The sequence below is a fragment of the Rhodococcus opacus B4 genome, from assembly GCF_000010805.1.
Lineage (GTDB): Bacteria > Actinomycetota > Actinomycetes > Mycobacteriales > Mycobacteriaceae > Rhodococcus_F > Rhodococcus_F opacus_C.
The window spans coordinates 861071-875907 of record NC_012522.1 but is presented as its reverse complement, the minus strand read 5'-3'; the positions used below and the strand labels follow the sequence as shown (position 1 = coordinate 875907).

General features: G+C 70.3%; 14 protein-coding genes. 7 read left to right on the top strand and 7 right to left on the bottom strand.

What is annotated here, in order from left to right:
- Positions 1–120: 120 nt before the first annotated feature.
- Both crtI and ROP_RS04040 read right to left on the bottom strand, forming a co-directional pair.
- Complete coding sequence (gene crtI / locus ROP_RS04045; RefSeq protein ID WP_012688077.1) at positions 121–1719, bottom strand: phytoene desaturase family protein; 1599 nt, start codon at positions 1717–1719, stop codon at positions 121–123.
- A gap of 8 nt (positions 1720–1727) precedes the next feature.
- The gene (locus tag ROP_RS04040) at positions 1728–2885 is read right to left on the bottom strand and encodes a polyprenyl synthetase family protein (protein WP_012688076.1); all 1158 of its coding nucleotides are present in this window, start codon (positions 2883–2885) and stop codon (positions 1728–1730) included.
- Positions 2886–2980: 95 nt separating this feature from the next.
- On the opposite strand from ROP_RS04040, the gene metF reads away from it, so the two are divergent.
- Complete coding sequence (gene metF / locus ROP_RS04035) at positions 2981–3988, top strand: methylenetetrahydrofolate reductase [NAD(P)H] (RefSeq protein ID WP_043824199.1); 1008 nt, start codon at positions 2981–2983, stop codon at positions 3986–3988.
- Here the strand turns inward: metF and ROP_RS04030 are convergent.
- Genes ROP_RS04030 through ROP_RS04010 form a run of 5 tightly spaced genes read right to left on the bottom strand, consistent with a single transcriptional unit; the run spans position 3981 to position 8874 of the window.
- A complete protein-coding gene (locus ROP_RS04030; RefSeq protein ID WP_012688074.1) occupies positions 3981–5141 on the bottom strand; it encodes a glycosyltransferase in 1161 nt (386 codons plus the stop codon). The genes metF and ROP_RS04030 overlap by 8 nt on opposite strands.
- Positions 5138–5851: an LppM family (lipo)protein gene (locus tag ROP_RS04025; protein ID WP_012688073.1), complete on the bottom strand. Its 714-nt coding sequence runs from the start codon at positions 5849–5851 to the stop codon at positions 5138–5140. Before ROP_RS04025 ends, ROP_RS04030 begins: the two co-directional genes overlap by 4 nt.
- 31 nt (positions 5852–5882) lie before the next feature.
- Positions 5883–6695, bottom strand: a complete 813-nt coding sequence (locus ROP_RS04020) for a carotenoid biosynthesis protein (RefSeq protein ID WP_012688072.1) — start codon at positions 6693–6695, stop codon at positions 5883–5885.
- Entirely contained in the window at positions 6692–8266 is a 1575-nt protein-coding gene (locus tag ROP_RS04015; protein WP_012688071.1) for a phytoene desaturase family protein, read from the bottom strand. The genes ROP_RS04020 and ROP_RS04015 overlap by 4 nt, the downstream gene beginning before the upstream one ends.
- Positions 8263–8874 (bottom strand): GNAT family N-acetyltransferase, encoded by a 612-nt coding sequence (locus ROP_RS04010; protein ID WP_012688070.1) that lies wholly within the window; start codon positions 8872–8874, stop codon positions 8263–8265. Before ROP_RS04010 ends, ROP_RS04015 begins: the two co-directional genes overlap by 4 nt.
- Positions 8875–9047: 173 nt before the next feature.
- On the opposite strand from ROP_RS04010, the gene ROP_RS04005 reads away from it, so the two are divergent.
- From ROP_RS04005 to ROP_RS03980, 6 genes are all read left to right on the top strand, one after another.
- A complete protein-coding gene (locus ROP_RS04005; RefSeq protein ID WP_231868855.1) occupies positions 9048–9509 on the top strand; it encodes an SAV_6107 family HEPN domain-containing protein in 462 nt (153 codons plus the stop codon).
- 232 nt (positions 9510–9741) lie between these two features.
- Positions 9742–10170, top strand: coding sequence for a DUF3040 domain-containing protein (locus ROP_RS04000; protein ID WP_012688068.1), 429 nt, complete (start codon positions 9742–9744; stop codon positions 10168–10170).
- Positions 10171–10667: 497 nt separating this feature from the next.
- Complete coding sequence (gene mraZ / locus ROP_RS03995) at positions 10668–11099, top strand: division/cell wall cluster transcriptional repressor MraZ (RefSeq protein ID WP_012688067.1); 432 nt, start codon at positions 10668–10670, stop codon at positions 11097–11099.
- Between the two features lie 196 nt (positions 11100–11295).
- Entirely contained in the window at positions 11296–12312 is a 1017-nt protein-coding gene (gene rsmH, locus ROP_RS03990; protein ID WP_012688066.1) for a 16S rRNA (cytosine(1402)-N(4))-methyltransferase RsmH, read from the top strand.
- Positions 12309–12986: a hypothetical protein gene (locus tag ROP_RS03985; protein ID WP_012688065.1), complete on the top strand. Its 678-nt coding sequence runs from the start codon at positions 12309–12311 to the stop codon at positions 12984–12986. Before rsmH ends, ROP_RS03985 begins: the two co-directional genes overlap by 4 nt.
- Positions 12983–14833, top strand: a complete 1851-nt coding sequence (locus ROP_RS03980; protein WP_012688064.1) for a peptidoglycan D,D-transpeptidase FtsI family protein — start codon at positions 12983–12985, stop codon at positions 14831–14833. The genes ROP_RS03985 and ROP_RS03980 overlap by 4 nt, the downstream gene beginning before the upstream one ends.
- The last annotated feature ends 4 nt before the right edge of the window (positions 14834–14837 follow it).

The window sequence follows — 14837 nt, the reverse complement described above, 5'->3', positions numbered from 1 at the left end:
AGTGCAGATTCCTCCCCCGAGGTGAGTTCGGTTGCGGTCGGTGTGCTCGTCGTCGCGCGCACCGCATGGTCGAGGAACCAGTTTAATTGCTGCCGGCACCAGTTCTCGCCACGCCTCGCCCTATCCTCCCGCACTTCGTGCTTTCGAGTGCAATTCAGCACTTCGGGCCGTGACGGGCCCGGTGATGCGCGCAGCCGCGAGTTTCCCCGAGAGCAGGACGGTCGGAACCCCGACACCGGGCACGGTCCCGGAACCGGCGAGGACGACGTTGTCGAGGCCACCGACCAGGTTGGGGCGCCGGAACGGTCCGGTCTGCCGGAACACGTGCGCCGCCGCGAAGGGGCTGCCCGCCGCCATGCCCTTCCCGAGCCAGGTCAGCGGGGTGTCTACGTGGTCGATGGTGAAGTGCTCCGCGATCCCGGTGTACCCGCGTTTCTCGAGTTCGCGCAGCAGTTCGTTCACGTACGGGCCGGTCAGCGAGGCCCACTCCAGCGGTGCGCTGTGCAGGTTCGGGCAGGGAGCCAGCACGGACAGCGGTTCCGAGGCGGTGCCCGCGCGGTCCACGACGAGACCCGGGTCCGACACGGCAGGCCGGGTGATGAGCAGTGACGGGTCGGTCATCAGTCGTCCGCGTCCCCGGCGTGCGGTGATCTCCGCGAACGTCCGCTTCCACGCGTGACCGAAGTCGATGGTGTGGTGCCGCTGGGCGGCCCATCCCGACGCGACCGCGGTGGGGACGGTCCCGTGCAGGACCACGGCGGACGGCGACACCCGGACGCGGCGGGGTTTCCGGCGGGTCACCGGGTGCAGCAGCGCGTCGACGACGGCCGTGTCGGGGGTGAGCACCAGCGCGTCGCAGTCGACGCGGTCACCCGCAGACGTGACGACGGCGCCCACGCGATCACCGGTCCGCTCGAGCGCCGCGACCTCGGTGCCGTAGCGGATCTCGCCACCCGCGGTGGTGAGGGCGTCGGCGAGAGCGAGCGCGATCGAACGCATCCCGCCCCGGGGGAAGTAGACGCCGAGCGAGGTGTCCATGTGGGCGATCGCGCCGTACACCGCGAGGGCCTCGGCGGGGGCGACGCCTGCGTACAGCGCCTGGAACGTGAAGATCCGGCGAAGTCGCGGATCGGTGACGGTGCGGTCGACCCGGGCGCCGAGCCGGCCGAATCCGCCCAGCACGGTGAGCGTCAGCAGATCCTTCGCGGCCTCGCGGGACCTGACGAGATCCAGCGGCGAGTCGAAGTTCGCGTCCATGAAGCGGTGGTACTCGGCGTCGAAGATCCGGCCGAGCCAGCGCCGCAGCCGCAGGTACCGGGCCGATTCTCCCGGCCCGCAGACCCGGCCGACCTCCGCGGCCATCGTATCGGGATCGGAGTGGACGTCGAGCGAGGAACCGTCCGCGAATCGGGCGTGGTACGCCGGGGCCAGCCGTTCGAGGACCAGCGGCGGGCGCGTCGACGTGAACTCCGCGCCGACGGCGGCGAGGGCCTCGCCGACCAGTTCGGGCATCGTGAGGACGGTGGCGCCGTTGTCGATGTCGTAGCCGGGACCGCGGTAGGTGCCGACCCGGCCGCCCGGTGACGACTCCCGTTCGAGGACGCTGACGCGGCGGCCCGCCCCGGTGAGGTGCAGGGCTGCCGAGAGGCCGGCGAGGCCGGCGCCGACGACCACGACGTGATCGGTTCGGCCGGGAACCGTCCGTAGCGCGCGAGCCACCGCGGACCTCAGTAGTCGCGGCGCGTCGCGGCGACGGCCATCTCGGTGAGCTGCTGCTTCGCCGCGGTGGTGGCGGTGCTCGTCGCCAGCGTCGACAGCGCGTTCGCGACGAGGTCCTCGATCTGCTTCTCCACGTCCGCGACGGCGCCGAGGGACGTGATCATGTTCCGGAGGGTGTCGACGTCCGCGTCGGACAGGTCGGTGCCGATGCCCTCGCGGAGCAGTGCGGCGGCCGCCGGGTCTTCGGCGTCGGCCCGCTGCAGCGACATCGCGAACAGGGCGGTGCGCTTGCCCGCCCGCAGGTCGTCGCCCGACGGCTTGCCGGTCACGGCCGGATCCCCGAACACGCCCAGCAGGTCGTCGCGGAGCTGGAAGGCGATACCGATGTCGGTGCCGAATCGGCGGTACGCCGAGACCAGGGAGTCGTCGGCGCCGGCGAGTGCGGCGCCGAGGTGCAGCGGCCGCTCGATGGTGTACGCCGCGGTCTTGTACCGGTTGACCTTCATGGCGGCGTCGATCGACTCGTCCGCCCGCACCTCGTTGCTGATGTCGAGGAACTGCCCGCCGAGCACCTCGGTGCGCATCGCCGACCACACGGGGGAGATGCGGGCCGACTGATCCGGGGTGATGCCCGATTCGCGGATCATGTCGTCGGCCCAGGCCAGCGCGAGGTCGCCGAGGAGGATGGCGACGCCCTCGCCGAAGTGGGCGGAATCACCGCTCCACCTCCCGGCGCGGTGCTGTTCCTCGAACTCGACGTGGACGGTGGGGAACCCGCGGCGCGTCGTGGAGGCGTCGATGATGTCGTCGTGGACGAGGGCGCAGGCCTGCACGAGTTCCAGCGCGGAGCAGGCGCGGAGCACGGGCCCGGCCCCGGGACCCCGAGGGTCGCCGCCCGCCCCGAGCCAGCCGGTCCACGCGAAGGCCGGACGGACCCGCTTGCCTCCGCGAAGAACGAAGTCCTCCAGCGTCGTCACGGCCTCGCGGTAGCCGCCGCCCACGGCGTCGACCAGGGCCTGCCGGCTGGTGAAGAACTCGCGCAGCGCATTTTCGACCTCGGCCGCGAGGGCGGCGGGGCGCGTTCCAACGGACAGTGTGGCCTCCAGGATCGAAATTTCGCGTTCGCGCCGAGACCGGCGACGGGCGACGGGCGTCGACACCACCATAGTGGGCACTCGTCCGGGCGGCCGGTTGCCCGGATCCCAGGTGCTTGCGGACACGCAGTGGGTGCATTGCGCCGGGCACTACCTATGCTGGACGGGTGACATTCGATTCCGTCAGGGGGCGGGCCAGCGAAGGCTGGGTGACCCGCACCCCGTCCATCGTCGACCGGATCCGGTCGTCCGGCGACGGTCGGGTGCCCTTTTCCGTCGAGTTCTCGCCGCCGCGGGACGAGGCCGCCGAGGCTCGTCTGTGGCGCGCCGTCCGCGAGTTCGAGCGGATGGGTCCGGCCTTCGTCTCCATGACCTACGGTGCGGGCGGGTCGACGCGCGACCGCACGGTCCGCGTCACCGGCCAGCTCGCCGAGGAGACCACACTCCTGCCGGTCGCGCACCTCACCGCCGTATCCCACAGTGTCGACGAACTGCGGTCGATGGTCGGTGCCTACGCCGACCGCGGAATCAGCAACATCCTGGTCCTGCGCGGCGACCCGCCCGGTGACCCGCTGGGCGAATGGGAGAAGCACCCCCAGGGCGTCGAGTACGCCGAGGAACTGGTCCGGCTCGTCCGCGACCTCGGCGACTTCCACGTCGGGGTGGCCTCGTTCCCGGAAGGCCACTACCGCGCGCCCGATCTCGCGCACGACACCCGGTACCTGGTGTCGAAGCTGCGGGCAGGCGCCGAGTACTCGATCACCCAGATGTTCTTCGACGTCGACGACTACCTGCGTCTGCGCGACCGGGTGACGGCGTACGACCCCGAGCAGGGCGCGAAGCCGATCATCCCCGAGATCATGCCGATCACGTCGCTGGGGTCGGTCCGCCGCATGCTCGAACTGTCGGGGTCGAGTCTCCCGGCGCACCTCGAGAAGCGGCTGGCCGCGGCCGCGGGCGACGGTCCCGAGGAGAACCGCGCCGCCGTGCGCGAGATCGGCATCGACCTCGCCACCGAGATGAGTGAACGCCTCATCGCGGAGGGTGCGCCCGGCCTGCACTTCATCACCCTCAACTTCGCTCGCGCCACCAGCGAGGTGCTCGCCCGGCTCGGCGACAAGGTCGGTTCGGGTGTTGCGGACCCGGCCCCGGTCACCCCGGCGCCGGTCAGCTGAGCGTCCGGCCCTTCCACCGGGTGCGCCCGCGCCGATGACTGCGGTGTGACGACACCGTCAGCGCAACCGCCGCGGCGACGGACAGCGGGTGCGCGAGCGCGCCGGCCGCGTCCGCGGCGGTGAGGCGATCGCCGCGTTCGAGTGCCCGGGCGCACAGCCGGGACGCCGTGGCCGTGAGGTACCCCACCGCGCCCCACCGGCGGACACGTCCCCGTCCCGCCGCGAGGGCCACCGGCGGCACCAGGTACGCCACGGTCGCGACACCGAGGACCGCCGCCGCGCCGAGGCGGGGGCCGAATGCCGTCCACAGCCAGCGGTCGTAGCCGCGGCGCAGCGCTTCGGCGTCCTCGTACATCCGGCACGACGCCGACCGGCCGGCCACGACCAGCGTGGTCGTCCGCCCGCACCGGCGAAGCAGGCGTGCGAAGTCGAGATCCTCGGTCACGCTGCCCGCGACGGCCAGGTGGCCCCCGACGTCGCGGTATGCGGTGACGTCGAAGACCATGAACTGTCCGCAGGCCACGGCGGCGGACGGGCGCCGCGACCGGTTGGCCACGCGGACGGGCAGCGTCGCCGCCCACGACCACCCGAGCAGCGGCTGCACCAGGGCTTCGCCGGCCGACCCCGCCTGCTGGAACGGCCACGCGCACACCAGTGCCGCATCGGACGTGCGCAGGGCGGTGCACGCGGCGTTCAGGGCGTCCGGACGCAACCGCACGTCGGCGTCGAGGAACACGAGAATCCCGCTGCCCGACCGGCCCTGCGCGAAGGCGTGCTCACTCACCCAGTGGCAGGCCGCGGGTTTACCCACCCATCCCGGCGGCGGTTCCGCGGTTCCCCGCACCACCGAGAAGCGGGGGTCGCCGCCGGCCGCCGCCTCCGCGGCCTCGGCGGTCCCGTCGGAGGAGGCGTCGTCGTAGACGAGCACCCGGAGATCGTCGACTCCGCGCTGTTCCCGCAGGTCGCCGATCAGGCCCGGCAACCGGTCACGTTCGTCCCGGGCCGGGATGCAGACCGTGACGGGTTCGGTGACCCGGCGGGCCGGAGTGGGGAGCCGCGGTGCCGAGCACAGGTTGGCGACCGAGCCGGCGAGACCGAGCACCGAGACCAGGGAGCCGAACCGGACCACCCGCTCGATCGGCGCGGCGGTCACACCTCCGAGTGGTCCCGTGCGCGGCGGCTGCCGAGCACCGGCTCCTTGTTGCGGGCCATCCAGGCCAGCGCACCGACGATGACGGCGACACCGAGCGTCACACCGGCCATGATGCCCGCCCAGCCGGCGAAACTGCGGGTGCTCGGGTCCGAGTAGCGGACCTCGGCCCGGATCGTCGAGGTGTCGCCGGCCGGCAACTTCCACGACACGATCGAATCGCCCTCGCGGGTGCCGTTGGTGGTGGCGACGCGGGCCGGGAACGCGATCGTGAACTGCACGTCGGTGCCCTGGGCGGGCACCGAACTGAGATCGGCCTTCCCGTCGAGGGTCACGAGGTCGCCGGTCCGCTGGAGCGAGATCTGGAAACTGCCCGTGGCCTGCTCCGACATGGTGCCGAGCTGCTGCACGTCGCCGAACGTGAGGTCGCTGAAGAACGCCTGGCTGCCCACGTAGCCGTCCTTCTTGTACTCCTGGATGCGCACTTTGTCCGACAGCGAGCCTGGGGGAGTGAGCTGGGGGCCCTTGTCCTGATCGTTCGCAGGCACGGCGGCGGCCACGATCTGGCCGGAGACCCGGTCGTCGGCGGACACCCCCATCGACACCTGAACCCGCAGGCATCCCGCGAGGAACGGTACGAGGAGAAGTCCGAGGACGGCGAGGGACGCGGCCCTGCGCGAGCGGGTCGAGGTCGGAACCGAAGGCAGCTGCACAGTCGTATCGTGCCAGGGGACCGGTTCGGTGTCAGGCGTGAGGGTGCGTGTCGCGGGCCCCGGGGCGCCGGGCGGCCGGCCGTAGCAGCGAGACGAGCAGGGGAACTCCCAGGATTCCCATCGCGCACCACCCGTAGACCGCCGAATACCGCAACTCGGGGGCGTCCAGGAAGACGGTGTGGGCGAGCGCCGAACCCAGCCACGTCCACAGGAACAACCCGATCGGGACGCCGTCGCGGTGCCGGGTTCCCGTGCCGAAGCGGCGGTCGAGCCGGTCGACCGCGACCGCCATCACCGTCGCGACGGCGAACCACCCCGCGTAGTTCGTCAGCGGAATGTGCTCGAGCCCGGGCAGGCCGGCGTCCGTGACGCACCAGCGCCACTGACCGTCCGCGACCATCTGCGGGTCGAGGTAGAGGTCCCAGCCGACGACGCCGACGGTCGTCAGCGCGACCCGGACCGCCCGCCGGTGCGGGCCGCGGGCGAGCGCCGACGCCACACACCACACCGGGTAGAAGCCGGCGGTCCAGGCGAACGGCACCACCAGGGGCACCCTGGCGAGCGCGGGGCCGAGCCGGTCGACGCTGTAGTCGTAGCAGCCGTAGGGGAAACCGGTGGCGGTCCCCGCGACCTCGGAGGCCAGGCCCAGCCCGGCCGTCGCGACCACGAGTCCCACCGCCCAGCGTCCACCCCGGGTGGCGGCCGCGTGGGTGACGGACGCGGCGGCGAGCAGGACGACCACTGTCGCGGTGACGACGTCGCGGACCCCGCCGTGCACCAGCGGGTAGAGGATCTGCGCCGCGATCGCCGCCGCCGCGAGAACGACGGGAACGCGGGAGGTCATCGCCGGCGCCACACGCGGGCCAGGCCCTTCCGGTCGTCGCGGAGCGCGACGCGGGCGGCGCTCCGGCCGCTCGCACCGGACACCCCGCCGCCCGGATGGGTCGAGGCCCCCGTCAGGTACAGACGCTCGGCCCCCGGAACCCGGTGCCCCGACAACTCGGGGAGGGGACGCCACATCATCATCTGGTCCAGCGACATCTCCACGTGCATGACGTTGCCGCCGAGCAAGCCCATCTCGTCTTCGAGGTCCTGCGGCGACTGCACGTGCCGATCGAGGACGGACCCGCCGAAACCGGGTGCCAGTGCATCCATCTCCGCCACGATCCGATCCGCCTCCGCCGCGGCGAGGTCGGTCCACCGCCTGCCGCCGGTCAGCCGGTACGGCTGCCACTGCGACCACAACGTCACCTGGTGCCTGCCCTCGGGCGCGATGGTCGGGTCGAGTCCGCTGAAGCTCATCCCCAGCACCGCGGGCCGCGGCGGGAGCTCCCCGGCGAGCGCCGCGCCGTGCGCGAGCCGCAGGTGCGCGCGATCCGAGACCAGCAGCTGGAGCCCGTGGGTGACGGTGTCGTCGGGCGCACTCGGATAGGCGGGGAGATCGCCGGTCGCCAGCCGCACCACCATCCCGATCCCCGGGCCGACGCGGATCCGGCGACGCCAGCGGGCGAGGGTCTGCGGGTCGTACCCGCCGCGTTCGAGCAGGCCGAGGGTGGTCAGCACGTGGCAGCCCGCGACCACCGTGCGGGAGCGGATCTCCCGGCCGGACGACGTCCGGGTCGTCCAGGTGCCGCCGTCCCGGCTCAGCGAGACCACCGACTCGCCGAGCGTGACCGTTCCGGCATCCGACCCCAGTCGCGAGGCGAGCGCCGCGGTCAGGGCTCCGCTGCCGCCGACGGCCCGACCGGGTGGAACGGTGTGCATCAGGGCCGCGAACCCGACCATCGGCGCGGTACCCGGCTCGGACATCGGCGGACCGGACTGGGCTCCGAACCACGCGAGGGCCGCCTTGAGCCGCTCGTCGTCGAAATACTCGTCGAGCAGTGCGTCGCCGGAACCGAGGAACTGCCGGGAGAGGTCGCTACCGCCGCCGCCCGTGTCAAGCCCCCAGAACGACGAGAGCAGCGCCGGCGCGGTCGGCGGGTTCGAGAACGCGCGCATGACGCGGGCACTGCGCGGACCCCACACGTCCACGAACCGGCGGTACGCGTCGGCGTCCGCGGCCCCGCAGGACTCCTCGATGGACCGGCAGGTTCCCTCGAGGCTGCGGCGGAACACGATCCCGGGCCGGTCCGTCCCCGCGGGGGCCGGGGCGAACGCCCACGGATCGCAGTCGAGGTACCGCAGGCCGTGCGCGCCGAGGTCGAGTTCCTCGACGATTCCCGTGTGCCGGACCATGATGTGCGCGGACGACCCGCGGTCGACCTGGTACCCGGGGAAGCGTTCCACCGTGGAGACCGCGCCGCCGACCACGGTGTCGCGTTCGATCACCTCGACCGACCACCCGGACCGCGCGAGGTAACACGCCGACACCAGGGCGTTGTGTCCCGACCCGACGACCACCGCATCGATCACAGGGGAAGCCCGCGTCCCAGCACCGCGAACGGGCGGTTGTCCCCCGCGAACCGGAAGTGGCGCAGGACGTCTCGGAAGCCGAGGCGGCGGTACAGCCGCCACGCGCGATTGTCCTCGTCCGCCACTTCCGGGGTGGAGAGCAGCACCCCGCGTTCGGGTCTGCGTTCGAGGAGGCGCAGAAGCAGGGTCTCGCCGAGTCGGTGTCCCTGGGCGTCCGGGTGGACGTGGAGTTCGGTGAGTTCGAAGTAGTTGCCGAGGATCACGTCGATCTGGTCGCGGGTCCACCCCGTGTGCCGCAGGCCGGAACGGACCTGCTGGTGCCACCACTGCTCGGGGGCCCCGCGGTAGCCGTAGGCGACGGCGACGAGGCGGGCGTCCGCGCCGTCGGTGGTTCCGTCACCGGCCGGGAGGAGCGCGCCGACGCCACGCCACCCCGACCGCTGGAGGTGCTCGTTCCACATCGGCGCCCGGTGGTATTCGGTGCCGTGGGGATAGCCCATGGCGGCGACGTAGATCGACAGCGCCTCGTGCAGGCGGTCGCGGAACTCGGCGGCCGAGAGTTCGACCACGAGCGGAGTCTGGTCAGCGTTCGGTTCGACCGGTCTCACCTTTCTCTTGACGACGTGTCGGTGGGTCCAGCTATATTGAATAGGTCGAACAGATGTTCGATGGCGGGGATCCGGCGATGCTCGAGGGAAGCGAGCATCGCCGGCCCCCGAACTCACGACCTGACTACGCCCGGCGGGGTGGTTGCACCGGGGTTTTGGAGGTGTTCGAAGTGATGACGAACCCGGTCACGGGACCGACCTCTGGGAACTCGGGCAAACGGGGTGACGTACGCAACCCGGCCTCGCGACGCGGCTCGGTGCTGCTCGATCGCGCCGACGCGCTCCTCGCTCAATCGGTGGGGGCAGGCGGCCCGGCGGATCGATTCCACAGCGCGTATCTGGCCGCGTTGCGCGGCGCGGGCGCGGTGCTGGCCGCGGAGGGGCCGGCGGCGGGGAGTAAAAGGACACGAACACGTAACGCCTGGGTGCTCATGGCCGGCGCGGCGCCGGAATTCGCGAACTGGGCCGACTACTTCGCCGGTCACTCGGGCACCCGCGCCGCGATCGAGGCAGGAATGTCGCGAACCCTCACCGATCTCGAGGCGGACGAGTTCTTCGTCGAGGTCGGGCGCTTTCTCCAGGCCGTCGAAGATCACATCGGACGTGGCGCAGGTCTCGATCTGCGGGCGTCGTAGACGGCAGACGGCCGGAAACGGCGGGAAAACGGTGAGGCGTCCGCGACATTGCGGTGCCCCGAAAGTCGTTCGGTGCGGGAGTCCGTAAGGTTGGTGGGGAACTCGTACGTGGAGTAGGTGGTACGGGGATCGAACTGCTCGTATTATTAAATCTAGGTAGCCGCCAAAGTCGGTTACCCACCGTCTCGCACCGTGAGGCGGTGGCCAACACTCCAGTGCCGGGGGAGGTACCGTGCCACTCTCCGAGCACGAGCAGCGCATGCTCGACCAGATCGAGAGCGCTCTCTACGCCGAGGATCCCAAGTTCGCCTCCACTGTGCGAGGCGGTCGCATGCGTGCGGCATCGAGTCGTCGTCGATTGCAGGCGGTGGCCCTGTTCGTTCTGGGGCTGGTCCTGCTCATCGCCGGCGTCGCCCTTCCGATCAAGCCGGGCGGTTTTCCCGTCATCAGCCTGATCGGCTTCATCGTCATGTTCGGTGCCGGAGTCCTCCTCCTGTGGGGTGGAGGAAAGAGCAAGTCCGGACAGTCCTCACGTGGTGGCTCGACCACGCAAGGTGAGACCGGCCGTGCCGAACGCGGTAAGCCCCGAAGCGGGCGCAAGAGTGGCGGATTCTCGTCGCGAATGGAAGACCGCTTCAAGAAGAGATTCGAGCAGGAGTAGTACGACCCGCTCGGCAGTCCGGTGGCGGCGTGGCATGTGATGCCACGCCGCCACCGCTGTCTCCGGGACCGGTGCCCGGCCGCACGGCGCCCGTTCGGCCCGGTCGGGCCCGCCAGGTGGGACCAGTGAACGCTCCCGCCCGCGAATCCCCACCTCCACCCACCCCGTTTCCCCACTTTCCCCCCTCAGGTCTGCGACGAGTCGTGGGGCAGGGGTAACGCACCCTCTCGGTGCGCTCTCGCCTGGGCTTTTCCAGCGCTCCGTGTTGCTGTGTGCGGGGGTGCGATCGACGGTGCCCGTGGCGGTGATCACGTCGGGAATTTTCCCCCACCTCCTTCAATCTGCGTTGACCAGCAAGTATTGGGCAAATTGGAAGACAACACGCCGTTATCTACCTTGTGGGTGGGGGAAAGTGGGGTACTGTGGTGCGCAGCGGGGAGCGAAGGTGAACCGCCCGGCCGAGCGGCGTTCGATCTGAACGCGGTGGGAGGTGTCGAGTGTTTCTCGGTACCTACACGCCGAAGCTCGACGACAAGGGGCGGCTCACGTTGCCCGCAAAGTTCCGGGATGCGCTGGCGGGAGGGTTGATGGTCACCAAGGGTCAGGATCACAGCCTCGCGGTGTATCCCCGGGAAGAATTCACCGCTCTCGCACGCAAGGCCGCGGCCGCGTCGAGAAGCGATCCGGAGGCGCGAGCCTTCGTTCGCGGACTGGCGGCAGGTACCGACGAGCAGCACGCAGATGCCCAGGGGCGCATCACCCTCTCGGCAGATCACCGGCGTTACGCGGGTCTCTCCAAGGACTGCGTAGTGATCGGTTCGGTCGATTTCCTCGAAATCTGGGATGCGCAAGCCTGGCAGACCTACGTGGAGGCGAACGAGGAGAACTACTCGCAGGCAACAGGAATCGCGCTCGGCGAGATCGTCTGAGCGTGAACATGTCCCCGCGAATGCCGCGAGGCCTCTGTCCGACGGAACCCTGACGCACTTCCCCAGCGCCAGGTTTTCATTTCGGGCAGGGACCTCGAAGCATTCGCCACGGCAACGGCCGACCCGAGAAGTTCGACCAGTGAACCCCGGCACCGGGCACGTTCACCCGCACCACAGAGCAGGAGCCGGAGGGATCATGGTGGATCACGAGGGGGAAGATTCCTCGCCCGCCGATGGTTTCGGTCACATCCCGGTACTGCTTCACCGCGCAGACGAACTGCTGGGCCCTGCCCTCACCGCGAACGACCCGCACGGCGGTGGCGCCGTCATGATCGACGCGACCCTCGGCCTCGGCGGGCATTCCGAGCACTTCCTGCGGACCTACCCACAGCTGAGGCTCGTTGCCCTCGACCGTGATCCGCACGCACTGGAGATCGCCGGCGGCCGGCTCGCCCCGTTCGCCGACCGGATCACGTTCGTGCACACCCGTTACGACGGCATCGAGGACGCGCTGACCCAGGCGGGCCTGTCCCCGCGGGAATCGGTGCACGGCATCCTCTTCGACCTGGGTGTCTCCTCGATGCAGCTCGACGAATCGGATCGGGGGTTCGCGTATTCGATCGACGCACCCCTGGACATGCGGATGGACCCGACCACCGGCATCACCGCGGCCGAGGTCCTCAACACGTACAGCCACGGAGATCTCGCTCGCATCCTCAGCACGTACGGCGAGGAGCGCTTCGCGGGCAAGATCGCGTCGGAGGTTGTCCGGCAACGCGCGAAGGAGCCGTTCACGACCAGCGCAGCACTGGTCGAACTGCTGTACCGCACCATTCCTGCGGCGACCCGCCGTACCGGGGGACATCCCGCGAAGCGGACGTTCCAGGCCCTTCGAGTGGAGGTCAACGGCGAGCTCGATTCACTGCGCGCCGCGGTACCGGCTGCACTCGACGCGTTGACCGTCGGGGGACGCGTCGTGTTCATGTCGTACCAATCCCTGGAAGACCGGGTCGTCAAGCAGGAAATCACTCCCAGGTCCAAGTCGAAGAGCCCGGAGGGGCTTCCCGTCGAACTACCGGGGATGGGACCTGAGTTCCGGATCCTCACACGAGGGGCGGAGCGCGCGTCCGAACAGGAAATCGAAGAGAACCCACGATCAGCCCCGGTGCGTTTGCGCGCTGCAGAAAGAATTGCCAGGAGGTCGGCGGCATGACGGTTCAGGTGAGTTCCACCGAGATGCGGCCCGCGCGGGCGGACAACCGGTCGGGCGCGGCTGAGCGGGCGTACAAGAAGCGCACCCAGCGCGCGGCCGTGCACAACGGATCCGCGATCGCCGTCTCCGGCAAGAACCGCACCGGCACACTCACCGCCCGCATCCCGTTCGTGGCGACGATCCTCGTTCTGCTCGCCACGGGCCTGGCCGTCACACTGCTGCTCACCACCCGGTCCGCGGAGGACTCATACCAGCTGAGCGCCGCCCGCGCGCACAACCAGTCGCTCGCGGAGGAGAAGGCAGCGCTGCAGCGTGACGTCGAGACCGCCAACTCCGCCCCGAAACTGGCGGAGGAAGCGGCCAAGCTCGGCATGGTCCCGGCGAACGACCCGGCCCGGCTCGTCGTCCACCCCGACGGCAGCGTCGAGGTCGTCGGCACGCCCGCCCCGGCGTCGGGTGCGCCGGTGCCCCCGCTGGACGCAGCCGCCCCGTCCACCCAGCGTGGCAACTCCGTGGCTACCGCCCCGAACCGGGGGAGCACCACGCAGTCCCCGCGCGCCACGCCGCAGCCCGGCAATGGCACGGAGATCCAGGCGCAGGGTGAACAATTGGTTCCCGTGATCCCTTCGGCCGCCGCACCGACGACTGCTCCACCCTCCGGTGGTCGCCGGTGAGTCGGAGCGCACCGAGAAATCGTCCCCGGCGCCCCACGGGCGCCGGGACCGCGTCTTTTCCGTTCAGGCAACGGATCGGGCGCGCACTGATGTTCTTGGCGCTCGGCCTCGCCGCAGTGCAGCTTCTGTGGATCCAGGTCATCGACGCACCGCAACTGTCCGCGGAGGCGGCGAACCAGCGCACGACCACCGAGGTGGATCCGGCGCTGCGCGGGTCGATCACCGACCGCAACTCCAATCCCATCGCGTTCACGATGGAAGCGAAGGCGCTGACGTTTCAGCCCACACGGGTGCGGAAGGAACTCGAGGAGGCGAAGGCCAAGAGCGATACCGCCCCCGACGTCGACTCGCGCCTCGACGCCATCGCGAAGGAGATCCACGACCGGCTCGGCGACGCCGCACCGGAGAAGGACCTCAAAGAGAAACTGCACGGCGACGAGACGTTCGTCTATCTGGCGCGCAGCGTCGACCCGAACATCGCCGCGCAGATCAGCGACAAGTTCCCGGAGGTCGGACTCGAACGCCAGGACATCCGCGAGTACCCGGGCGGGTCGCTCGCCGCCAACCTCGTCGGCGCCACCGGCTGGGACGGCCACGGACTGCTCGGCCTCGAGGATTCGCTCGACTCCACCCTCGCGGGAACCGACGGCTCCCAGACGTACGACCGGGGCTCCGACGGCGCGGTGATTCCCGGCAGCTGGCGTGACAAGCAACCGGCGGTCGACGGATCGAGCGTCGAGCTCACCATCGACTCCGACCTGCAGTACTACGTCCAGCAGCAGGTGCAGATGGCCAAGGACAAGTCCGGCGCGAAGGATGCGTCGGCGGTCGTGCTCGACTCCCACACCGGTGAGGTGCTCGCGATGTCGAACGACAGCACGTTCAATCCGGCGATCGGGGTGGGCAACAATCCGCGAACGGTGGAGATGGGCAACCTGCCGGTGAGCACGCCGTTCGAGCCGGGATCCGTGAACAAGATCGTCACCGCGGCGGCCGCGATCGAGTACGGGCTGACCTCACCCGACGAGGTTCTCGAGGTTCCCGGCAGCATTCAGATGTCGGGCGTGTCGGTGAAGGACGCCTGGGATCACGGGGTCGCGCCGTACACGGCCACGGGGGTGTTCGGTAAGTCCTCGAACGTGGGCACCCTGATGCTCGCCCAGCGGGTGGGGGAGGACCGTTACGCGGACATGCTGTCCAGGTTCGGTCTCGGCCAGCGTACCGACGTCGGGCTTCCCGGTGAGAGCGCGGGCAGCGTCCCCAGCCGGGACCAGTGGTCGGGGGGCACGTTCGCGAACCTGCCGATCGGACAGGGCCTGTCGATGACACTGCTGCAGATGACCGGCATGTACCAGGCGATCGCCAACGACGGTGTCCGCATCCCGCCGCGCATCGTCAAGGCGACGGTCGACGCGTCCGGCAATCGGACGGAGACCGAGGCGCCCGAGGAGGTGACGGTCGTCAGCCCGCAGACCGCTGCCACCGTCCGCGACATGTTCCGGTCCGTCACCCAGAACGACACGGGCAACCAGCGCGGCACCGGGGTGCAGGCCGCCGTCGACGGCTATCAGATCAGCGGCAAGACGGGCACCGCACAGCAGGTCGATCCCGCGTGCAAGTGCTATTCGAACTCGAACTACTGGATCACGTTCGCCGGGATCGCTCCGGCCGACAACCCGCGGTACGTCGTAGGAATCATGCTCAACGCGCCGACACGCAGCGCGGACGGCTCCGGCGGGCAGTCCGCCGCCCCGCTGTTCCACAACATCGCGTCCTGGATGTTGCAGCGCGACAGCGTGCCGATGTCCCCGGACCCCGGACGCAGGCTGGTGCTGCAGGCCGATTGAGCGA